Here is a 22456-nt window from a genome sequence, read left to right on the forward strand (position 1 = left end):
GGCGCCATCGCAGGCAAGCCTGGCGTCTACAGGTTCGTCACCTGCTCCAGCAACCATTGCTTGAACGCCAGCATCGCCGGGGTTTCGATGCGTGACTGCAGGCGCGTCAGCCAGTAACTACCCGTAGTGATACCCACATCGAACGGCTGGCGGATCACGTCCTGGGCCAACTGCCGCGAGAACATCAGTGCCGGCGCCAGGGCCACGCCATTGCCCTGCAACGCCGCTTCCATCATCGCCAGGGACGAGTCGAACACAATGCTGCGCGGCACCAGGGTGTCGGCGGGCAAGCCTGCGGCCTGGAACCAGAGGCTCCATTCATCCGCCCGGTAAGAACGCAATAACGTGTGCTTCAACACATCGCCCGGGTCGTGCAGTTGGCGGGCAATCGACGGCACACACAACACCGTCAGTGGCGCCACCAGCAACTCATAGGCGTGGGTACCATGCCACGCGCCAGCACCAAAGCGGATCGCATAATCCAGCCCTTCGGCCGCTACATCCACCCGGTTGTTATGGGTGGACAGCCGCAGGTCGATAAACGGGTAGCGCGCCTGAAACTCCGCCAGGCGTGGCAGCAGCCAGCCCACCGCAAACGTACCCACCGCGCCTACCGTCAGCACTTCTCGATAATGCCCAGCCTGGAACTGGCCGAGGGTCTGGGCAATGCGGTCGAAAGACTCACGCAGCACCGGCAGTAAAGTCTCCCCCTCGCTGGTGAGCATCAAGCCACGGGGCAGACGCTTGAACAGGGTGACATTGAGCTGTGCCTCCAGGCTCTTGACCTGGTGGCTGACTGCCGCCTGGGTCACGCACAGTTCGATGGCCGCCCGGGTAAAGCTCAAGTGCCGGGCAGAGGCTTCGAAGGCACGCAGAGCGTTAAGGGGCAAATGGGAACGCAACATGGTCTAAGCCCAAATTTTTCTAATGACTGGTGCGAGATATCATCGGTTGTCCAGGCTCGGCAAACTGCCTATCTTGGCCACGCCTGCGCAGGCGCGATTACCTCCGATCATCCTCATGGAAGCGACATCATCATGTATGAACATGTGCGCAACGTCACGATTCTCAGCCTATTGCTCGGCGCCGGCAACTGCATGGCCGCTGCCGACCTGCGCCAGGTGGTGGATGCCACCGTCAAGCCCTTGATGCAGCAACAGGCCATTCCCGGCCTGGCGGTCGCCATTGTTCAGGACGGCAAGGTCCGATACTTTAACTACGGTGTCGCCGCAAAAGACAGCCAACAGCCCATCAGCGAAAACACCCTGTTCGAGATCGGTTCGGTGAGCAAGACCTTCACCGCGACCCTGGCCGGCTATGCCCAGGCCACCGGCAAGCTGAAGCTGTCGGAGCCGGCCAGCCATTACTTGCCAGCCTTGCGCGGCAGCCTGTTCGACCACATCAGCGTACTCCACCTGGGCACCTACACGGCCGGCGGGCTGCCGTTGCAGTTCCCGTCCGAGGCGGACAATGCGCAGCACATGATCAGCTACTTCCAGCACTGGAAAGCCGATTTCGCCCCCGGCACCCAACGCCAGTATTCCAACCCCAGCCTGGGCCTGTTCGGCTATCTGGCGGCGCAAAGCCTGCAGCAACCTTTCGACGTGGTGATGGAAAAGACCCTGCTGCCCAAGCTCGGGCTCAAGCACACCTATCTCACGGTGCCCAAGGCACAAATGAGCCTGTACGCCCAGGGCTATGACAAGACCGGCAAGCCGGTGCGCGTCAGCCCTGGGGCGCTGGACAGCGAAGCCTACGGGGTGAAGACCAGCCCGGCGGACCTGATCCGCTACGTAGCGGTGAACATGAACCCAACGAACCTGGAAAAGCCCTTGCAAGCGGCGATCGCCACCACTCACACCGGCTACTACACCGCCAACGGCACCACCCAGGGGCTGGGCTGGGAAATGTCCGCCTACCCACTGACCGTTGACACCCTGATGGCGCGAAACTCAACGGCCTGGGCAATGGAGCCGCACAAGGTCAACTGGCTGACCCCGCCGCAACCCTTGCAACCCAACACGCTGGTCAACAAGACCGGCTCGACCGGTGGTTTTGGCGCCTATGTAGCCTACGTACCGAGCAAGGCCATCGGCGTAGTGATCCTGGCAAACAAGAACTACCCCAATGCCGAACGGGTGAAAGCGGCCCATGCGATCTTGCAGGCCATGGAGCAATAACCGACCTGAACATTTTTTGAACCCACCACATTCCAATGTGGGAGCGGACTTGCTCGCGAATGCGGTGATTCAGTCGACATATCCGGCGACTGACACACTGCATTCGCGAGCAAGCCCGCTCCCACAGGGAAGCAGCTTCGCGGGCTGGTCTTCAGGCGGCCAAGCCCTTCCCCGCCCGTTCCAGATTGCGCCACAACCAGGGTGGCAACACATCCGGATCGAGGCTGTCGATCAGGTTCTTCAGGCCCAACCCCAACTCTGTATCCCCTTCGATCACCAGCCGCCGGCGGAAGAACAAGGTGTCCGGATCTTCTTGGCGGCTGGCCAATAACAGGAACTCACGCCAGTTGCCGCTGATGGTCACCTGGGCCTCGGCCCGTTCGGCGATGCGCAATCCGTCACGACCAAGGGTCAGGTACCAGCGCAAACCCAGGTCGGGAATGCGCAGGCACATCCAGCGTCCGCGCAGCAGTTCGAAGCCGCCATCGCGCAAGGGTTCGGCCAGGCAGCGATTCAACGCCTGTTGCAACGCCAGGCGCTGCACCACAAATGGCACCTTGCGCATCAGCGGCAATAAACGGTCGGCACCCTTGAGCAGCCATTGCTTGCGGTTCAGCACAGCCCCACCTCCTCGACCCGCAACATTCCGGCCTGGCCATGCCAGTAGCCATTGCAGCCGTCGACAAACAGTGGCGGCGTGGCGCCCTGGCGCACCCGGTCAAAGGCTTCGACGATGCCCACCATGCCCTGCGCCCTTGGGCTCAGGCGCAGTAGCTCAGCACCGCAACTGACCAGCCCCGGATAGTCGGCCAGCAGATTAGTGACATCCGCCGACATGGTCTGGATGCCATTTAATGTAAACAGCGCCTGCCCTTCCTGGCTGGTCAAGGCCATGCCATCGGGGTAGTTCAGGCAACAGAACTGGCAGTCATCCTTAGGCCGGTTTTCCGCACGGGCAGTGAAGCAGCGCGCCGAGTAGGCCAGGGGCAGGTGCCCATAGGCGAAGACTTCCACTTCAGGCAGCGGCCGGCCCAGCTCACGCACATGCTCCAACACATCGCCAATCAGCGCAGCCGAGCATTCCACCGGCGGCACCCAACGCATCATCCCGGCATCCAGCAATTGCACCAGGGCGTGACCGTTGTACAAATTCAATGCCGGCCCTCCGACAAAGGGCAACTTGCGCTCGGCGAGCAATTGCACCGCGCCCATGTCATTGGCCTCGACCAGCACCTCGCCGTTGTCACACAGGCGGCGCAGGCTCGACAGCTCCGATGCGGCCTCGATCAAGGTCAGGCTCGACAGCACAATTTGCGCGTTGCCTGCCGACCGCAATTCGCGGCCCAGGCCCAACCATTGATCGAGGTTGAACGCGCGGCGCTTGGAGCACACGGTTTCCCCCAGGTAGATCACATCCAGTGCCAGGTTGGCCATCTCGCAGTAGAACTGCCCCAGTTGTTGCTTATCCCAATAAAACAGCACCGGTCCCAGGCTGAGTTTCATGTGCGGTTCCTCATTGCCACGAACGATGGTAGGCGCCCAGGGTGGTCTGGCTGCCTTCGGATAGACCGGCCAGCACACTGCGCCATTGGTCCTTGACCACAAAACGCTCCGGCGCACTGCGGTGGGCGTCCAGCGCCGCGCGCCAGACCCCGGTGACTTGCTCGACATACGCCGGGCTGCGCTGGCGACCTTCGATTTTCACCGCTTCGACGCCCATGGCGATCAACTCGGGGATCAGGTCCAGGGTATCGAGGCTGGTGGGTTCTTCGAGGGCGTGGAAGCGCTTGCCATCGACCATGAAACGGCCCTTGCACAGGGTCGGATAACCCGCCGGTTCGTCCGGGGTATAGCGGTCGATCAGCACTTCGCTCAGGCGCGCGCTCAGACCCTCGGCGTCTTCGCTCCAGCGCACCGCCTTGGCCGGCGAGCACACGCCGCACAGGTTCGGTGATTCGCCAGTGATGTAGGAAGACAGATGGCAACGGCCCTCAGCCATGATGCACAGGCTGCCGAAACCGAAGACCTCGATCGGCACCGAGCTGCTGGCGGCGACGTGCTTGACCTGGGCCAGCGACAGCACCCGTGGCAGCACCGCACGACGGATGCCGTAGCGCTCGGCGTAGAACTGCAAGGCCGCCGCATGGGTCGCCGAACCCTGTACCGAGAGGTGCAAGGCCATCTGCGGATGACGGCTACTGGCGTATTGCAGCACGCCCGGATCACCGGCAATCAGCGCATCCACGCCATGGTCGGCGGCGCGATCCACTGCCCGTTGCCAGCGTTCCCAGCCCTTGGGCTGCGGGTAGGTGTTGACCGCCACATAGAGCTTGCGCTGGTGCTGGCGGATATGCGCGACGGCGCCGTCGAACTGCTTGTCGTCCATGTTCAGCCCGGCAAAATGCCGGGCGTTGGTGTCGTCGCGAAACCCCACGTACACCGCATCGGCACCTTGGCGCACGGCGGCTTTAAGCGCAGGCAGATTACCTGCCGGGCAGACCAGTTGCATGGTTGATCCTCATCAGAAAATACATCACCAACACCGCATGTTCCTTGTGGGAGCAAGCCTTGCTCCCACCTTGACCACCACCACCGGCAGTTACTGCATCAGTTCGGCAAAGGACACGAACCGCACCAGCCCGCCCTTTTCCACCAACTGCTCGCGCTCCACAATCGCCAAACCATCGGCCCAGCACGCCGCGCTCAGCATCGCCGAGCTTTGCCGTGGGTGCAGGGTGACGCGCGCCTGGCCATCGATGCCCGGCGCCAGGCGTGCGCGCAGGTATTGCCGGCGACGGTTGCGCTGGGGCCACACAAAGTCGGCGGGCAGCAACATCGGCGCCGATGTGACCTCAGTCACACCCTGGGCGCGCAACAGAAACGGGCGGACCACCACCAATGCGGTAATCAGCGCCGCCGAAGGATTGCCAGGCAAGCCGATCCACGGTTTGCCGGCGACATCGCCAAAGGCCAGGGGTTTGCCCGGCTGGATCGCCAGGCGCCAAAAATCCACGCGGCCCAGTTCCTTGATCGCTTGCTTGAGGTGGTCCTCCTCGCCCACCGACACCCCACCGGAGGTCAGCAGCAGGTCGCATTCCGAGGACGCCAGGGTCAATGCATCGCGGCTGACGGCCAGTTCATCGGCCATCACCCCATAGTCATGCACTTCAACGCCCCAGCCTTGCAGCAGCGCCGCCAGGCAGTGGCGATTGCTGTTGTAGATCTGCCCCGGTGCCAGGTGATCCCCCGGCTCACGCAGTTCGTCGCCACTGCTCAACAGGCACACGCGCAACGGTCGATAGACCTTGACCTGGGCCAACCCGGCGGCCGCGAGCAAGCCCAATTCCTGGGCACGCAGACGCTTGCCGGCTGGCAACAGCAAGGCGCCTTGGGTCACCTCTTCACCTTGCTTGCGCACATGTTCACCGGTCCGCATCGGCGGGCACCAGATGCGCTGGCCGTAGACCCGGCAACGCTCCTGGGGCACCACGGTGTCAGCACCGGCCGGCAACGGCGCACCGGTAAAAATCCGCATGGTCTGCCCGCTGACCAGCGCGGTCGCGGCTTCCTCGCCTGCGGCAATCCGCCCGGCCAGACGCAGGTAGCCCCCCTCGGCCGGCAAGTCCGCAGCACGCAGCGCGTAGCCGTCCATGGCGCTGTTGTCCCAGGCCGGCAGGTTCACCGAGGAAAAGATATCGCTGGCCAACACCCGGCCCAGGGCCAGGGCGGTTTTCACCTGTTGGGTGGACGGCGGCGCAGGTGCCTGGGCTAACAGGCGGTCGATGGCCTCATCCACCGGGATCAACTCGCCGCTTTCACACACCGATAGGTTCATGACCGCGCCTCGCAGGCTTGCAGGGCCTGGGCGACCTGGGGCTTGAGGTGCGGGGCGAAATTGCATGGCCCGGTGCGGCTGTCCAGTTGCCCCAGAAGGATCTTGTCCCAACCGGTACGGCACGCGCCTGGCGAGCCGGGCATGCAACACACCAGCACACCATTGCTCATGCCGGCCAGGGCACGCGACTGCAGGGTCGACATGCCGATCTCTTGCAGGGAAACCTGGCGAAACAGCTCGCCAAAACCTTCGACATGCTTGTCCAGCAACGGCAGCACCGCTTGCGGAGTGTTGTCCCGCGCAGTGAAACCGGTGCCACCGGTGGTGAGGATCACCTGCACCTGCGGGTCGGCGATCCATTGCGAAAGCCGTGCGCGGATCTGGTAGATGTCGTCTACCACCAGGGCCCGGTCGATCAGTTCATGACCGGCCGCTTGCACGCGATCGCACAGGGTTTGCCCGGAGGTATCGTTGTCAAAGTTGCGCGTGTCGCTGATGGTCAGTACAGCGATATTCAGCGAGACAAAATTGCGTTGAGTCAGATGTGCCATGGTGAAAATCCCGGGATAAATGAGCAATGGCCCAGCCTGCACCGCAAAGGCCGGCGGGCCTATTCCTCCGAGGAGGTACCTCTAGGCGGCGTCAGGGCGCCAGGCGGCTGCGCTGCCAGATGCCGTCGTGGCGGCGGTAATCAAGACGGTCGTGCAGGCGGTCGGCGCGGCCTTGCCAGAACTCCACGCGCTCGGGCTGCAGGCAATAGCCACCCCACTCCGGCGGGCGCGGCGGTTGTTGCCCGGCAAAGCGTTGAGTCACATCGCGCAGGCGACCTTCCAGCTCGGCGCGGTGGGCCAGGGGTTGGCTTTGCGGCGACGCCCAGGCGCCGACCTGGCTGGCCAGCGGCCGCGAGTGGAAATAGTCGTCGGACAGCTGCGGCGCCAGGCGCACCACCGTGCCTTCGATGCGCACCTGGCGCTCCAGGCCCGGCCAGAAAAAGGTCATGGCCGCGCTGGGGTTGCTCGCCAGCTCCTGGCCCTTGGCGCTCTGGTAGTGGCCGAAAAAGGTGAAGCCCTCGGCGCCAAAGCCCTTGAGCAGAAGGATCCGACAATGGGCGCGGCCCTGGGCATCGACCGTGGCCAGGGCCATGCTGTTGGCCTCCACCGGCGCCACTTCGGTCTTGCGCGCCTGCTCCAGCCACTGGCCGAACAACACGAGGGGATCGTCCTGTACCAGGTCATCCCGCAAACCGTACAAGGTGTAGTTGCGGCGCATCTGCGCCAGGGAAAGGGGCATGGGGCGAACCTCCGGTCAGTTCGCCACAGTCTGATCAGCCGACGCGCCTGGCACCTTGACCGCGATCAACTGCGCGCCGCGGCATGGCGTCGCAGCGCCGCTACTTGAGCCCCAGGCGCCGCGCCAATTTGTGCAGGTTGCTGGAGTCCAGGCCGAGCATTCGCGCAGCGCTCGCCCAGTTATCGCCCGACAAGCTCAACGCCTGGCGCACCTTCTGTCGCTGGCAATCGTCCACTGCGTCGCTCAAGGTCTGGAACGCCTGCGCCGGGGCTTGAACCACAGGAGCCTGCACCAAGGTGGCGCTGTCCAGATCCAGCAGTTCGGCTTCCAGGGTCATGATCTGGTTGCGATTGCCGCCCCGGCTCAACTGCTTCAGCGCCGCACGGCTGATCACGTGCTCCAGCTCGCGCACATTGCCCGGCCAGCCATAACCGAGCAGCGTCTGCTCGGCCGCCGGTGACAGGCGCAAACCACGCAGGCCAAGTCGGGCGCGGTTGAGCTCAAGGAAATGCCCGGCCAGCAGCAACACATCGTGGCCACGCTCACGCAGCGCCGGGATCGGCACCGGGTACACCGACAGCCGGTGGTACAGGTCGGCGCGAAACAACCCTTCGCGAATGCTCTCGGGCAGGTGTCGGTTGGTGGCGGCGATGATCCGCACATCCACATGCAACGGCTTGTCGGCGCCCAGGCGCTGGATCTCACCATTCTGCAAGGTGCGCAATAGCTTGGCCTGCACACTCAACGGCAGCTCGCCCACTTCATCGAGGAACAAAGTGCCGCCGTTGGCTGCATCAAAACGCCCGGCACGGTCACTGGTGGCGCCGGAAAACGCGCCTTTGACATGCCCGAACAACTCGCTCTCGGCCAGGGACTCCGGCAGCGCCGCGCAGTTGACCTGGATCAGCGGCTTTTTACTGCGCCGCGACAGGCGATGCAGGCGCCGGGCGAACAGCTCTTTGCCGACCCCGGTTTCGCCAAGCAGCAGCACGGGCAGGTCCGAGTCGGCGAGCACATCCAGCTCGTTGAGCAACTGATGCAACACCGGGCTCTGGCCGAGGATTTCACCGTCTTCGACGCCGGGCGAACCCACCACCGGCTCGCTGCGCGACAGGCGCAGGCTACGGTTTTCCTGTTCCAGGCGCGTAACCCGTACCGCCGCCTCGATCTGCAAGGTGCAGCGCTTGAGTTGCTCGCGCGCGTTGGCATCAAAGGTACCGGCATGCAGCGCATCCAGGGTGATCGCACCCCACGGCCGGCCTTCGACGAACAGGCTCACGCCCATGCAATCATGCACCGACAGCGGTTCGCCGACCTGGTTGTCCAGCAGCCCGTCGTACGGGTCCGGCAGGCGGCTGTCGGGTTCGAACCAGGTCGGCTCGCGAGAGGCCATGATCGCCGCCAGTCGCGGATGCTGGGCAATCACAAAGCGCCGGCCAAGGGCTTCATGCACCAGCCCCACCGTGGCCACGGGGCGCAGGCTGTCGTCACCATCCAGGCGCAACAGGCCGACGGCGCCGCTATGAAAATATTCACGCAGGGTCTGCACCAGGCGTTGCAGGCGCACCGCGTTGGGTAATTCAACAATCAGGTCGGCCGACAGACTTTCACGCAGCATGGTCATTACTACCCTTGTATGGTCGGTTCTACCGTGCAGCATCAGGGTGATCCTGACCACCACAAAAAATTAATCTCTACTTTTCAATAAATTGGCGATGGCACACAGCATGCAATCACCGCTTCATCTGTTCACTTGATGAGGAAACCCCATGCACGCCATCGCCCCGGACACCTTGCCCCAGACGCAACTGATCGAACATTTGCTGGAGCGCTACCACGCCCGCCACCGCGAACAACTGCCGGAACTGATTCGCCTGGCCAGCCGCGTCGAGCAGGTTCACGGTCACCACCTGGCCTGCCCCAACGGCCTGGCCGACTTGCTGCGCGATATCGAGCAAGAGCTGGAAGGCCATATGCTCAAGGAGGAGCAGGTATTGTTCCCGATGCTGCAAATGGGCCTGGGGCCCCAGGCCGCGCCGCCGATCCAGGTCATGCGTTTTGAACATGAGCAACATGGCCAGGCCCTGGAGCAGTTGCAGGCGCTGACCAACCGCATCCAGCCGCCCAGCGATGCGTGCAATACCTGGCGTACGCTGTATCACGGACTGGAAGTGTTTCATCGGGATTTGCTGGAGCATATTCATCTGGAAAACGATGTGTTGTTTGTCCGTGCGCTAAACCTGTAGGAGCGAGATTGCTCGCGAAGAACTCACGGACAACGCGTTTACCCAGGCAGCCCGCGTTTTCGTTGATGTTTTTCGCGAGCACGCTCGCTCCTACAGGATGGGATCGAGGTGTCTTAGCGCAGCATCAGCTTGGCGAGGATCACGATCAGTACCATGTGCCCAAGGATGCTGCGGCGGATCCACACCGCCCGCAGCGGGCTCAGGCGCTTTTGCGTCAGCCAGTACGCGAGCAGCAGGTAGTGCCCGATGATACTCAGCGCCAACACGATCTTCAGGCTCAACATCGCCGAAAAATGGCTGGCCCATGGCGCGCCCAGCACGCCGCGGTAATGCCAGGCCAGGCCGATGCCCGCGCCATACAACAGCACCACCACGCCATGCAGCACCTGCCGCGAACGTCGGGCAATGGCTTGCTCGCTGGTGAACTGCGCCGACCAGGCCAACGCTTCACGGGCGCGGTGCCAGATGAAAACCTCAAAGAACAGCGTGCCGATAAAGGCGATGGCCGCCAGCAGATGCACAATCAATAGCCACGAATACAGCATTCCCATTCTCCTAGCCCGGATGGCCGTCAACCCGCGCGCGCCACAGCATTGGGGCATAGCGCCATAGATACACACCCAGGCCCAGGGTCCAGCACAGGCCCGCCAGCCACAGCGCGGCATACGGCCAGATCAGCACCAGCATCACCCGGCTCAGGCAGGCCAGGTTCAACAGGATGAAGGCCAGGGTCATGCCCTTGGGCGGCGCCAGCGGTCGGCCGGTATGGCCGAGACTGACCCGTGCGATCATCGCCAGGATCAACCCGCCCATCGCCCCAACCGTCAGCGCATGCACCGCCAGACTCGGGTTAAGCGCCACGCCGAAATGCCACAGCGCCATGCCCAGGCAAGCCACGGCCAGCCAGGCATAGGCCAGGTGCAGCGACCACAACAACGGCACGCGCCACAGGCCACGGTCGTGCCAGCGCACCAGGCGCAGCAGATGACCGAGCCCCAGCAAGCCGAACAACAGGCCTACCCACAGGCTAGCGGTCAACGCCAGGCCGCTGGCGTATAGCAGCGCCACCGCTGCCGAGCCGCCCAATAACAGGTAATCCAGCCACGGCCAGGGTTTCACGGCTTCCGTGCGCCCCAGGCCACGCTGGGTGAAAAACGGAATCACCCGACCGCCGATCAAGCCCATCATCGCCGCCACCAGCCACAGCCCGGTCAACACCGCCTGGCGCTGCCAGCCTTCGTCACCGCGCAGCAAGCCATACAGGGACAGGCCATCAGCCAGGGTCAACAGCAGCAACACCAGCACAATCGGGTAGTTGCGCTGTTGCCGCACTTTCCACAAGGTCCAGCCCATCAACCCGGCGACGGCCAGGGGAAAAGTCAGTTCCAGTACGGCCAACAGCGGCCATGGCAGGTTGAACAGCCAGGCCAGGCGTGCCGCCAGCCATACCCCGGCCAACATCGCGAGGGGCGTACCGCTGATGCCGGGGCGACCGGTCCAGGTCTGCACCGCCGTCAGCAGGAACCCGCCGATGATTGCCAAGGCAAAACCGAACAGCAGTTCATGGCGATGCCAAGCCAGCCAGCCACCTGCCGGCTGCCAACCCGCGTCGCCGGCCAGGGCCAGCAGCCACAAAGGAATCGCCAGCAGCGCCAACAGGCAGCCACCGAGGAAAAATGGCCGGAAAGCCAGGCGAAACAACGGGGTTATCGACATGGCCTTGCGTCGATCCAGCACTTGCATACCACCACTCCTCAAGTCATTGCCGGCCCGATCATCCGGGATTGTCCGCGCCGGGCCCTTGTCGCAGATCAAGCAGGGGCCAGTGGCGGCGCAATATCCTGGGGGCCGTCGCGGGATGGGCGTTGCAAGGGCCGGGCCGGGCCCTCAGGCCCACCGCAATCATGTGTGGGAGCGGGCTTGCCTGCGATGGCATCGCTGCGGTTTTACTGGAAGACCGAGGTGCCTGCATCGCAGGCAAGCCAGCTCCCACATGGGATTGGCGTTGTTTATGAGGGTTTAAATAACCGTCAGAGGGTTAAAAGAACCCTTAATGGCAGGGTCATTTTAACCCTTTAGGGGCTACAGCTCTGATTTTACGTGGCCCGTGCCTTGGCCCAGCTCTTGCTCTACCCGGTTATCCCGTCATTACCCTGCCCCACGGAGTCCCCATGAAAAAAGTCATCCAGCCCCTGGCCTGGTTCGTGATCCTCGGTTCAATGATGGCGGCGGCCAGTGGCCTGTCGTTGTGGCTTGTATGATCCTCGACGCGCCGAGGGTCCTGCACCGCGTACATCATCAGATCCTGCGCAGCCATCACCTGTTTGAACCACTTAACGAAGAGCAGATGGATGAGTTGATGGCCAGCAGTCAATTGCTGAGTGTCGACAAGGGCGAGCCACTGTTCCGCCAGGGCGAGCCGGCCGATGGGTTTTACTTCGTGATTGCCGGCGCGGTGAAGATCTACCGCCTGACCCCGGACGGCCAGGAAAAAGTCTTTGAGGTGATTGGCGAGCGGCAGACCTTCGCCGAGGCGATGATGCTGATGGACACCCCCAACTACGTGGCCTGCGCCGAAGCGGTGTGCCCGACGCAGTTGTATCGCCTGTCCAACGCCACCTATATGCGCCTGCTCCACAGCAACAGCCGCCTGACCTTCGCCCTGCTGGGCAAGTTGTGTGTGCGCCTGCACCAGCGGGTCAACGAGATCGAGACCTTGTCCCTGAAAAACGCCACCCACCGCGTGGTGCGCTATCTGCTGACGCAACTGGTGCGCTTGCACAATGCTGACAGCTCATTCGAGCTGCCCATGGCCAAACAGTTGATCGCCGGGCACCTGTCGATCCAGCCGGAGACGTTCTCGCGGATCATTCGCCGGCTGATCGATGAAAAAATCATCACCCAGGACGGTCGCCAGATCGCCATTCTTGATCGCCTGCGCCTGGAGCAATTCGAATGAGTGCAGCGTGTGTGTGCCTGTATTGCCAACATGCCAACCCGCCGACACAGCCGGCCTGCGAACGCTGCGCCATGCCCCTGCCCGCATCCACCGCCAGCCTTGAGGCCCGCCGACTCAAACGTTTCCAATGGTTCTGCCTGGGGCTGGCCGTGTTCTGCATCACGATGTTCTTCTGGCTGCCCCGCAATTTCTACTGATCTTCGGTCAACTGCCGGTACAGCTGCGGCAAGCGCAACGGCAGTTGCTCCGGCTGGCGGATCAAGGTGTAGCCATGGGCGCCGAACATGTACGGCAGGTAATCCCCGGCCTGTTTGTCGATAGTGATGCAGAACGGCACCAGGCCCTGGCGCCGCGCCTCCATCACGGCCTGGCGGGTGTCCTCCACGCCATAGCGCCCCTCATACAAGTCCAGATCGTTGGGCTTGCCATCGGTCACAATCAACAGCAGTTTGCGCCGCTGCTTACAAGCGCCAAGGGTCTGGGTGGCTTGGCGGATGGCTGCGCCCATGCGCGTGTAGTAACCCGGTTTCAGGCCCTGGATGCAGCCGCGAGTGTGGTCATCATAGGGTTGCTGGAATGACTTGAGCTGTTGCAGGCGCACCTGCTGGCGACGCAGGGAAGAGAAGCCATACAGGGCAAACGCATCGCCCAGGCCCGCCAGGCTCTCGCCAAACAGCAACAGGCTGTCGCGGATCACGTCGATGACCTTTTGCGTATCGTTCAGGTGGGCGTCGGTGGACATCGACAAATCGGCCAGCAGCAAACAGGCCAAGTCACGCCGGGTGCGGCGCTGCTCCTTGAACAGACCGCGCTCGGCGCACGCGCCGTGCTGGCGCTCGACATGAAAATCCAGCCACGCCTGCAGGTCCAGCTCCGCGCCCTGGGGCTGTTGGCGCAACCATTGACGGTCGGTGCGCAGTTGCTGGAACTGGCGGCGCAACCGCGCGGCCTGGGGCAGCAGGCGCGCCGGCAGCGGCTGGGGCGTGCTGTCGCGGGGTTGCATCAGTTGCAGGTTGACGAAGTTGGCTTGCAGGCACTGCTGTCGGTAGTCCCACTCCGGCAGCTTGATGCCTTCGCCCAGGGGAATGTCATCGACGTCGGCCGGTGGCAGATCCAGGTGCAGCTTCAGCCCGCCGCTCTTGCGCACACGCTGGCGTGACAGGCTCAACTGGTCGAGGTCTTCGGCGACCCGGGCGGCATCTTCGTCCTCGGAGTCATCGGCCCAGCGATCGAGGTCGACGTGTTCGGTCCAACTGAACAGGTTTTCCAGGCGCACCACCAGCAGGCCGCCGTCGCGGCTGTTGTCATCGACCCGGTTGGCTTGTTTGGGCGCGCCCTGTTGTTCGCCGGGGCGGGTCGCCAGGTCATCGCCCTCCTCATCCAGATCGCCGGCCTGCGGGCTGTGCAGGTGCAAAGGTGGATACAACCACAGCGGCAGCGGCCAGGCGGCGCGCTCGCTACGGGGTAACTGGCGGATGCTGCCGGGTTCACGCAGGGCCTTGCGCAAGGCCTTTTCCACGGCGGCTTCGGCGGGGTTGAGGGTGGCGGGATCCGGGCGCAATTGCAGATGGGCGTCCACCAGGCGCTGATAACTGGGGAGCATGGCCGGGTAGCGCTGCAACAATAGCCAGGTCCAGCGCTGGTTGTCGCGGGCCCAGTGGGTCATCGGTCCGGCGTGTGCGGCCAGTAGCGCCAGCCAGCGGTACAGTTCCAGGTTCAGGGCCACCGAAGGAAACACCGCCAGACTTGCCGGCAGGCGCAGTCGATGCCCATCGCACGAGGCCAAGGGGACTTGCCGGCAAGTGCCGGCGATGCGCATCAGCAGATTGCGCCGCAGCAGCAGGTCGCGCTCGCTGGCGGCCTCCAGGGCAATCCCGTGGGCGCCGCCCAGGGCGCGGAACAACAGGGCCAGGCTGCGCTGGCGGTCGACCAGATCAACCCGCGCTTCGGGGAAGTCAGCACTGGCGCGGCGGGTGATAAAGCGGTGCCAGATACTGCCAACCCACTCTTCCAACTCAAGGGTGAAGGCCATGTGAAGTGCTCCAGACATAAAAACGGCCCGCACTACCTGCCGGGCCGCCCTCTTGGGGATTAACGTTGACCGCTCAAGCAGCCACGGGGATGGCTGCGTTCAAGCCCTTGCCGCGCTGCCGGAAGCTCCACAGGTAGCAGAGCAGGCCCAGCAGGAACACCACGCCACTGGCCAGTCGTGCCCAGAACAGCAGGCTCAGGTGGTCCATGGTGGCCATGAACGGCAGCGCCACACCGTCCACCTGCCAGCGTTGCAACCAGACTTGCACGGCACCGGCCGCCGTCAGGAACAGCGTGATCATCACCATCGACAGAACCATCATCCAGAAGCCCCAGATCTCCAAGGTCTGCGAGCGTGCGTCCGGCGCTTCACCGATACCGCGCAAACGCGGCATGGCGTAGCTGATCAGGGTCATCACGATCATCGCGTAGGCGCCGAAGAACGCCAGGTGGCCGTGGGCGGCCGTCAGTTGAGTGCCGTGGGTGTAGAAGTTGACCGGTGCCAGGGTGTGCAGGAAGCCCCAGACCCCGGCGCCGAAGAACGCCGTGACCGTGGTGCCCTTGGCCCACAATGTGGCCGCCCGGTTCGGGTGCTGGCGCCGACGCTGTTTGACCATGGTGAAGGCAAACATCACCATCGCCAGGAACGGCAGCGGCTCCAGGGCCGAGAAGATCGAACCGACCCACAACCACACCTCGGGCGCGCCGATCCAGAAGAAGTGGTGACCGGTACCGATGATCCCGGTGATCAGGGCCATGGCGATGATCACGTACAGCCATTTTTCCACCACCTCACGGTCGACACCGGTGACTTTGATCAGCACGAAAGCCAGCATCGAGCCCATGATCAGCTCCCACACGCCTTCGACCCAAAGATGCACCACCCACCACCAGTAGAACTTGTCCCGTGCCAGGTTGCCGGGGTTGTAGAACGAGAACAGGAAGAACACCGCCAGGCCGATCAGCCCGGTCATCATCACCATGCTCACGGTAGTCTTGCGGCCCTTGAGCAGGGTCATGCCGATGTTGTAGAGAAAGCCCAGGCACACGACCACAATGCCCATCTTGGTGATGGTCGGCTGCTCCAGGAATTCACGGCCCATGGTCGGCAGCAGTTCGTTGTGGGTCAGCTTGGCCAGGGCCGCATAGGGCACCAGCAAGTAACCGAGGATGGTCAACACCCCCGCCACGGCGAACACCCAGAACAGCAGGATTGCCAGCTTGGGGCTGTGCAACTCGCGGTCGGCTTCTTCCGGTACCAGGTAGTAAGCGGCGCCCATGAAACCGAACAGCAGCCAGACAATCAGCAGGTTGGTGTGGACCATGCGGGCCACGTTGAAGGGGATCAACGGGAACAGAAAGTCGCCGACCACGTATTGCAGGCCCATGATCAAACCGAACAGCACCTGGCCCAGGAACAGGATCAGGGCGAACACAAAGTAGGGTTTGGCCACGGCCTGGGATTGGAATTTCAGATATGGATTGACGGTACGCATCCCTCAGCCCTCCTTGTTTGGCGGCCAGCCGTTGGTGTTGATCTTCGAGCTCCACTTGAGGAACTCGGCCATATCGCCCACCTCTTGGTCGCTGAGGTTGAATTGCGGCATCGCGCGCCGGCCGGGAACGCCCAACGGTTGCATCTTCATCCAGGCATGCAGGAACGGCTTGAACGCTTCCTCGCCGCCACGGCGGTTGAACACATTGCCCAGTTCCGGCGCAAAGTACGCGCCTTCGCCCAGCAGAGTGTGGCAGCCGACACAGTTGTTGCGCTCCCAGACGCCCTTGCCGCGCACCACTGATTCGGTGAGTAGCTCCTGATTGCTGCGAGAGGGAAAGGTTTGTTCGGTGTGATAGGTCAGGGCCAGGAATATCAGGAAGAAGAACACGCTTCCTCCGAAGTAGATATTCCTGGCCATGCCCTTGGTGAAGGTCTCTGACATGGTCGCTTCCTCATTGCTTGGCGGGGACCATGATAGAAAGCTGGGAGGTGAAACCTGCTTGATGGCGATCAAGAAATGCCGATGGTTTTGGTCGGGTATTGGGACTAACAGGTTTGGTTAACTCAATATCCTTTTATTTGAGGGACTCTTAGAGAGAGAAAACCAAGGTGTTACCAAATACGGCGCTCGCTTGGCGCGATTGAAGGCGGCGCGACGGTGTATCCTTGCTCCGAGTACTCGAATAATAAATATGGAGTCGCGCTCGATGCGCCAACTGCCCCCCCTAAATATGCTGCGGGTCTTTGAAGAGGTCGCGCGCCATCGCAGCTTCAGCCAGGCCGCCGTGGGTCTGAACGTGACCCAAGGCGCCGTCAGCCGTCAGATCAAGCAGTTGGAAGACTACCTGGGCATCGCGCTGTTTGTCCGCACCCCCCAGGGCCTGTCGCTGACCCAGGCAGGCATGGCCCTTTCCCCGCACCTGAGCGACGCCTTCGACCATATCGAGCGGGCCATGCAAGCCGTGCGCGTACCCAATCTGCGTCAGCGACTGCGCATTCTGGCGCCACCGACCTGGGCCACCCGCTGGTTGTCGGCGCATTTGCGCGGATTCTGTGAGCGTTACCCGGATATCAACCTCAGTGTTACCCACCAGAGCAGTCACGACAATTTGGCGGAAATCGACTGTCAGATTCGCTTCGGACTTGAGCCCGCCACCCATTGCAACAGCGAGTTGCTGGTGATGGAACGACACATCGCCGTGGCCAGTCCAGAACTGTTCGAAGGCGACCATCCGCCTGACCTGCGTCGATTTCCGTTGCTGCATATCCTGCACGACGGTAAACGCCTGAAAGTCTGGGAGAACTGGATCGCAGCCATGGGCCGTGAGGATATCGAAGCCGATCAGGGCCTGGAGTTCAGCACCCTGGATCAAGTCATCCATACCACCCTGGCCGGAGGTGGCCTGGCGGTGATCGACCGGCAGATGATTGAGCGTGAACTGGCCAATGGCAGCCTGTTGCCGATCACCCCGGTAGAAGTGATCGGCCCCTATGGCTACTGGCTGGATGTGCCGGGTGACAAACAGGGTTTATCCAAGGTTCGTTTGTTTACCCAATGGCTGAACCAGGTGAGCAATCCCTGATTCGCCGGGCTCGGCCTGGCACGCCTGATTCAACGTCAGGGCTTTGGTCTCTGGTGCCCAGGCCCAGGAGATCACCGCGCCAAACACCAGAATGCCGGCAAGGATGCCCATGGTCGGGCTCAAGCCAATCCCCGCCACACTCACCGGTAACAAGAACGTACTTACCGCCGAACCAAGCCGGCTCACCGCCGTCGCCAGGCCGATACCGCTGGCGCGCAGATGGGTCGGAAAACTCTCAGCCGGGAATACTCCCACCAAATTACTCACCGCCGATAACACCAGGGTAAATACACCAAAGGTCAACACCATCAACCAGGCCAGATTGCCCGGCAGTATTGCCAACAGAAACAGCGCCACCGCCAGAATAATGAATGAGTTGATCAAAAAGCCGCGCCGGGAGAATTTCACGGTGCACCAGATACCGATCAGTGCACCGATGATCAACAGCAGGTTAAGCATCAATTCGGTACCAAAACCTTCGGCCAAGCCCATCGTCTGCAAAATCGATGGCAAGAAGGTGTAGATGGCAAAGTACGGCATGACAATACACACGAAAAACAGACAGTTAAACGCGGTGCGCTTACGGTACTGCCGGCTGAACAACACCGCATATCCCGAGTGTTCCTGCGGCGCAGGCTCTTCGTCGAGCACGACATGCTCGCCCAAGTATTTCTTGACGATGGCCCGGGCCTCGGCGATTCGCCCACGGTTGACCAGCCAACGTGGCGATTCCGGAGTACCAATACGGGCAATCAGAATCAAACCGGCCGGGATTGCCGACGAAGCCAACATCCAGCGCCAGGCATCATCGCCCAGGCTGAGCATTGTGGTGCCGACAATCGTGGCGGCTACATAGCCAAAGGTCCAGATCACGCTGAAGGCACCCAGCAATACACCGCGATATTTCTTTGGCGAGAACTCCGCCAACAGGGCATGACCGACACTGTAATCACCGCCAAGACCAATACCGATCAGCACCCGGCACAGGACCAGCGCCAAGGCTGTCTCGACATAAAACTGCATCGCCGAGGCGATGGTGATCAGAACAAAACTGACCAGGAAAATTTTCTGCCGGCCAAGGGTGTCGGAAATCCAGCCAAAAAACAGGCTACCGAGAAACAGCCCAATCAGCGCCGAAGCTCCGACCAGGCCCTGCCAGAAAGCATCCAGTTGCATCTGTGGGCTGATCAGGGTCAGCGCAATACCGATCATCCCCAGGATGTAGCCATCAGCAAGGTGTGCACCGAACGTCAGGCCAGCGATTTTCAGGTGAAACCGACCGATGGGCAGGTCGTCGATGTTTACTGGTTGAGTAGACATGGTGTTCTCCATATTGTTGTTCTTGACGGAGTAACGGCAGCTACCCCCATTCCCTCGGGGGTGCGGGCTTGGGCGGGATGGGGCTTTTGCTCAGGTGGTTGTGTTCACAACCCCCCCATCAGCAGGTATTTGATTTCCAGGTAGTCGTCCAGGCCGTACTTGGAACCTTCACGGCCCAGGCCCGATTCCTTGATGCCGCCAAAGGGCGCGACTTCGGTGGAGATAATCCCTTCGTTGATGCCGACCATGCCCGCTTCCAGCCCTTCAGCCATACGCCAGACACGGCCGATATCACGGCTGTAGAAATACGCCGACAAACCGAATGGTGTGTCGTTGGCCCGTTGCAACACCTCAGCTTCATCATTGAATCGGAAGCAGGCGGCCACCGGGCCAAAGGTTTCTTCCTGGGCAATCAGCATCTCGCCGCTGGCTTCGGTGAGGATGGTCGGCTCAAAGAAGGTGCCGCCCAATGCATGGCGACGACCGCCGCACAATAGTTTGGCGCCCTTCTCCAAGGCGTCACCGACATGCGCTTCAACCTTGGCCAGGGCGGCAGCGTTGATCAGCGGGCCTTGTTCGGTCTCACCGTCCAAAGCACTGCCAATGCGCATGGCGCTAACCGCTTGCGCCAGTTTACCGGTGAACGCGTCGTAAACACTGTCCTGGATAAAGAAGCGGTTGACGCACACACACGTCTGCCCGGTATTGCGGAACTTGGACGCCATGGCGCCTTTGACGGCAGCGTCCAGGTCCGCATCCTCGAACACGATAAACGGCGCATTGCCGCCCAGTTCCAGCGAGACTTTTTTGAGGGTGTCTGCCGCCTGGCGCATCAATAACTTGCCGGTCCGGGTGGAGCCGGTGAAGGACAATTTACGCACTACGCTGGAGGCTTGCAGTGCGCCGCCGATGGCCACTGCGTCGCCAGAGACGATATTGAATACACCGGCGGGAATACCCGCCTGCTCAGCCAATACTGCCAGGGCAAAAGCTGACAGCGGGGTTTCTTCCGAAGGTTTGAGGATCATCGTGCAACCGGCCGCCAGTGCCGGACCAACCTTACGGGTGACCATGGCCAGGGGGAAGTTCCACGGCGTGATCGCAGCAACCACGCCAATCGCTTCCTTGGTCACGATGATTCGTGCATCGGCCTTGTGACTAGGGATCACATCACCATAGGCACGCTTGGCTTCTTCGCCGAACCACTCCAAAAAGCTCGCGGCGTAGACCACCTCCCCCATGGCTTCGGCCAGGGGCTTGCCTTGTTCAAGGCTAAGCAAGTGAGCCAGATCCTTCTGATTGCTCAGCATCAACTCGCTCCAGCGCTTGAGGCGTTGGCTGCGTTCCTTGGCAGTAAGCTTGCGCCAGGCCGGCAAAGCGCAATCAGCGGCTTTGATAGCCAGGTTGGTTTCCTCAGCGCCAGCGCGCTGTACATCTACGATCAACGCGCCATTGGCCGGGTTGACCACCGGGTAGGTCAGACCACCGCTGGACCATTGGCCATCGATGTAGTTGCCAGTACGGATCAACGGGTTCATGCCACAACCTCAATCAGGTTAAAACGGTCCAGGCCCGGACGGGCGCTGCGCAGGATGCGCTTGCCAGCGGTGTAATCGTTGATCACATCGCACGGGGTGTAGTTGCGCTCCAGTTCATGCAGTTCCTCGGCATCCAATTGGGTATCCAAGGCCGCGAGAGCGCTATCAAATTGCTCGGTGGTATCGGCGCCCACCAGCATCACATCCACGCCAGGATGGTTGGCGACCCACGCCTGAGCAATTTGCGCATTGCTCACACCACGGGCACGGGCCACGCGTTGTACAGAGCGGGCAATGTCGAACGATGCCTGGTCGCTGTACATCTGCTGGGTAAAGAAGTCAGTCTGGTTCCGGTTGGACTGCGCATCACCGGTGAGCAACCCACGAGCCAGTGGACTGAACACCGAGACGCCCAGGCCCTGGTCGCGGCAGAACGGGATCATTTCGCGCTCTTCCTCGCGGTAGGCGCAGTTCAGTTGCAGTTGCATGTTGATCGGCTTGACCCAACCGTTGCGCTCACACGCTATGAGGATCTTCGCCAACTGCCCGGCAAGCATGGTGGACACACCGATATAGCGCGCCTTGCCGGAACGCACGATGTCGTTCAACGCCCCCATGGTCTCTTCCACCGGGGTGTTCACATCAAAGTAATGCAGCATGAACACATCGACGTAATCCATGCCCAGGCGGCTCAGTGAAGCGTCGATGCTGTCCATGATGTGCTTGCGTGAATGGCCGCTGGCGTTGATGCCGCTACCGGTGCCGTAGCCAACCTTGGTGGTGACCACGATATCTTCACGCCGTGCCAGGCGCTTGAGGATGCGCCCCACCACTTCTTCACCAACACCTGCGGAGTAGAAGTCCGCCAGGTCGATAAAGTTGACACCATTGTCCAGGGCGTGAGCAACGATGGGTTCGCTTTGCTTCTCGTCAAAAATCCACGGTTTCCAGTCCGCAGTACCCATGTTCATGGTACCCAGGCACAGACGCGAGACTTGCAGGCCGGAGTTACCCAAGCGGATATATTGCATAGGGTTATCCTCAGGCTTTTGGCGTGTAGAAAGGGTTACTGATGTGGTTGACCACATCGGCTAACTGCGCAGTCTGCGGTTTGCCAGTAAGGGCGGCGCGGATCGCGGTGCGGCAGGCGTTGTAGTTATTCAGGTAGACCGCATCCAGGTCGTCGCAGGCCGGATTCACCCAGTTGGCCGTGACGATGGCCCATTCATCTTCCGCTTCCGGCGGCAAAGTCCCATCCAGCAGAGCCTCAAGTACCGCTTTGGCGATACCGGCCTGGGACGCGCCCCAGGTGGCATTGCCATGCAACTCGCTGCCAATCGCAGCCTTGTTGACGTAGAGGGTCATGGGTTTGACGGGGATATTGGGCTGCGCAATGACCATGAACGGGCAGTGCCCCTGGCTTGGGGACGCGAGGCTATTGGCGAAGGCCTGGCCGGCCGGGCCATTACGCGGACCGATCAGGATATTGATATGGGCGGCATTGACGCCTGGGCCTTCGAAGCCTTCGCCGATGTACAGATCAAGTGCTTTCATTTCGCAAACGCTCTTTGTTGTTATGGGGAGCTGGTTGGCGATTTTTTAGCACTGGCGATGAAATCGGGCGTAACCATTAAAAGTCATGGTGATGTGAGTTTTACTCATAGCGCCCTGCGACAACGGACCCTTCTTGTGCGTTGACCATCTTTCCTACACACCATATAGTGTGCCAACAAACACAGCCGACCACTACATAGTGTGCAAGCCCGCTATTCGTCGACCACACTATGCGCAGCATTTCAATGCCTTGAAGCCTGCAAATTACATATTTTTGGACGGGTCTACACGCCCGTCAGCACAGACCAGGAAGGAGTATTTCATGCTGAGTTGGGATGAAGTCGACAACGAAGACACCGGTGCAGCCGTGATCCGCGGCGCCAACGCCGGCCACGCCACCGAAGCCAACATGGACCGCCTCG

Annotated in this window: 21 protein-coding genes and 1 pseudogene; 5 read left to right on the forward strand and 17 right to left on the reverse strand. The window is 61.8% G+C overall.

The window, feature by feature from the left end:
- Positions 1-26: 26 nt before the first annotated feature.
- Positions 27-905 (reverse strand): LysR family transcriptional regulator, encoded by an 879-nt coding sequence (locus tag H097_RS15010; RefSeq protein ID WP_032860667.1) that lies wholly within the window; start codon positions 903-905, stop codon positions 27-29.
- Between the two features lie 132 nt (positions 906-1037).
- Between H097_RS15010 and ampC the strand changes: the two genes are divergently transcribed.
- The gene (gene ampC, locus H097_RS15015; protein WP_032860668.1) at positions 1038-2180 is read left to right on the forward strand and encodes a class C beta-lactamase; all 1143 of its coding nucleotides are present in this window, start codon (positions 1038-1040) and stop codon (positions 2178-2180) included.
- Between the two features lie 151 nt (positions 2181-2331).
- Here the strand turns inward: ampC and H097_RS15020 are convergent, their stop codons facing one another.
- The 7 genes from H097_RS15020 to norR all read right to left on the reverse strand — a co-directional run bounded on the left by H097_RS15020 (position 2332) and on the right by norR (position 8923).
- Entirely contained in the window at positions 2332-2799 is a 468-nt protein-coding gene (locus tag H097_RS15020; RefSeq protein WP_032860669.1) for an SCP2 sterol-binding domain-containing protein, read from the reverse strand.
- A complete protein-coding gene (locus H097_RS15025) occupies positions 2793-3683 on the reverse strand; it encodes a U32 family peptidase (RefSeq protein ID WP_032860670.1) in 891 nt (296 codons plus the stop codon). The genes H097_RS15020 and H097_RS15025 overlap by 7 nt, the downstream gene beginning before the upstream one ends.
- Before the next feature lie 10 nt (positions 3684-3693).
- A complete protein-coding gene (locus H097_RS15030; protein WP_032860671.1) occupies positions 3694-4689 on the reverse strand; it encodes a peptidase U32 family protein in 996 nt (331 codons plus the stop codon).
- A 90-nt stretch (positions 4690-4779) separates the two neighbouring features.
- Positions 4780-6015 carry a gephyrin-like molybdotransferase Glp gene (glp, locus tag H097_RS15035; protein ID WP_032860672.1) on the reverse strand — a complete coding sequence of 412 codons (1236 nt, stop codon included), beginning with the start codon at positions 6013-6015 and terminating at the stop codon, positions 4780-4782.
- Entirely contained in the window at positions 6012-6566 is a 555-nt protein-coding gene (gene moaB / locus H097_RS15040) for a molybdenum cofactor biosynthesis protein B (RefSeq protein WP_032860673.1), read from the reverse strand. The genes glp and moaB overlap by 4 nt, the downstream gene beginning before the upstream one ends.
- 91 nt (positions 6567-6657) lie before the next feature.
- Positions 6658-7305 carry a pyridoxamine 5'-phosphate oxidase gene (pdxH, locus tag H097_RS15045; protein ID WP_032860674.1) on the reverse strand — a complete coding sequence of 216 codons (648 nt, stop codon included), beginning with the start codon at positions 7303-7305 and terminating at the stop codon, positions 6658-6660.
- Positions 7306-7405: 100 nt separating this feature from the next.
- Positions 7406-8923, reverse strand: coding sequence for a nitric oxide reductase transcriptional regulator NorR (gene norR, locus H097_RS15050; RefSeq protein WP_032860733.1), 1518 nt, complete (start codon positions 8921-8923; stop codon positions 7406-7408).
- A gap of 190 nt (positions 8924-9113) precedes the next feature.
- Between norR and H097_RS15055 the strand changes: the two are divergent.
- Positions 9114-9551, forward strand: a pseudogene (locus H097_RS15055) (hemerythrin domain-containing protein); the annotation flags it as partial.
- 113 nt (positions 9552-9664) lie between these two features.
- Here H097_RS15055 and H097_RS15060 read toward each other — a convergent pair.
- Both H097_RS15060 and H097_RS15065 read right to left on the reverse strand, forming a co-directional pair.
- The gene (locus tag H097_RS15060; protein WP_032860675.1) at positions 9665-10096 is read right to left on the reverse strand and encodes a membrane protein; all 432 of its coding nucleotides are present in this window, start codon (positions 10094-10096) and stop codon (positions 9665-9667) included.
- A gap of 10 nt (positions 10097-10106) precedes the next feature.
- The gene (locus H097_RS15065; RefSeq protein ID WP_032860676.1) at positions 10107-11294 is read right to left on the reverse strand and encodes an NnrS family protein; all 1188 of its coding nucleotides are present in this window, start codon (positions 11292-11294) and stop codon (positions 10107-10109) included.
- Between the two features lie 514 nt (positions 11295-11808).
- Between H097_RS15065 and H097_RS15070 the strand changes: the two genes are divergently transcribed.
- A complete protein-coding gene (locus tag H097_RS15070) occupies positions 11809-12510 on the forward strand; it encodes a Crp/Fnr family transcriptional regulator (protein WP_032860678.1) in 702 nt (233 codons plus the stop codon).
- Positions 12507-12707 carry a hypothetical protein gene (locus tag H097_RS15075; RefSeq protein ID WP_032860680.1) on the forward strand — a complete coding sequence of 67 codons (201 nt, stop codon included), beginning with the start codon at positions 12507-12509 and terminating at the stop codon, positions 12705-12707. Before H097_RS15070 ends, H097_RS15075 begins: the two co-directional genes overlap by 4 nt.
- On the opposite strand, the gene H097_RS15080 is transcribed toward H097_RS15075, so the two are convergent.
- From H097_RS15080 to H097_RS15090, 3 genes are all read right to left on the reverse strand, one after another.
- Positions 12701-14542, reverse strand: coding sequence for a VWA domain-containing protein (locus tag H097_RS15080; RefSeq protein WP_032860681.1), 1842 nt, complete (start codon positions 14540-14542; stop codon positions 12701-12703). The genes H097_RS15075 and H097_RS15080 overlap by 7 nt on opposite strands.
- A gap of 73 nt (positions 14543-14615) precedes the next feature.
- Positions 14616-16037 (reverse strand): cbb3-type cytochrome c oxidase subunit I, encoded by a 1422-nt coding sequence (locus tag H097_RS15085; protein ID WP_032860682.1) that lies wholly within the window; start codon positions 16035-16037, stop codon positions 14616-14618.
- 3 nt (positions 16038-16040) lie between these two features.
- Complete coding sequence (locus tag H097_RS15090) at positions 16041-16481, reverse strand: cytochrome c (RefSeq protein ID WP_032860683.1); 441 nt, start codon at positions 16479-16481, stop codon at positions 16041-16043.
- Between the two features lie 265 nt (positions 16482-16746).
- Between H097_RS15090 and H097_RS15095 the strand changes: the two genes are divergently transcribed.
- The gene (locus tag H097_RS15095) at positions 16747-17622 is read left to right on the forward strand and encodes a LysR substrate-binding domain-containing protein (protein ID WP_032860685.1); all 876 of its coding nucleotides are present in this window, start codon (positions 16747-16749) and stop codon (positions 17620-17622) included.
- Here H097_RS15095 and H097_RS15100 read toward each other — a convergent pair.
- The 4 genes from H097_RS15100 to fae form a co-directional block, all read right to left on the reverse strand.
- Complete coding sequence (locus tag H097_RS15100) at positions 17569-18942, reverse strand: MFS transporter (RefSeq protein WP_032860735.1); 1374 nt, start codon at positions 18940-18942, stop codon at positions 17569-17571. The genes H097_RS15095 and H097_RS15100 overlap by 54 nt on opposite strands.
- Positions 18943-19046: 104 nt before the next feature.
- The gene (locus H097_RS15105; RefSeq protein ID WP_032860688.1) at positions 19047-20480 is read right to left on the reverse strand and encodes an NAD-dependent succinate-semialdehyde dehydrogenase; all 1434 of its coding nucleotides are present in this window, start codon (positions 20478-20480) and stop codon (positions 19047-19049) included.
- Complete coding sequence (locus tag H097_RS15110) at positions 20477-21511, reverse strand: aldo/keto reductase (protein WP_032860690.1); 1035 nt, start codon at positions 21509-21511, stop codon at positions 20477-20479. Before H097_RS15110 ends, H097_RS15105 begins: the two co-directional genes overlap by 4 nt.
- Before the next feature lie 10 nt (positions 21512-21521).
- A complete protein-coding gene (fae, locus tag H097_RS15115; RefSeq protein ID WP_032860693.1) occupies positions 21522-22034 on the reverse strand; it encodes a formaldehyde-activating enzyme in 513 nt (170 codons plus the stop codon).
- Between the last annotated feature and the right edge of the window lie 422 nt (positions 22035-22456).

This window comes from Pseudomonas sp. FH4 (assembly GCF_000510915.2).
In the GTDB taxonomy this organism is placed as follows: domain Bacteria; phylum Pseudomonadota; class Gammaproteobacteria; order Pseudomonadales; family Pseudomonadaceae; genus Aquipseudomonas; species Aquipseudomonas brenneri.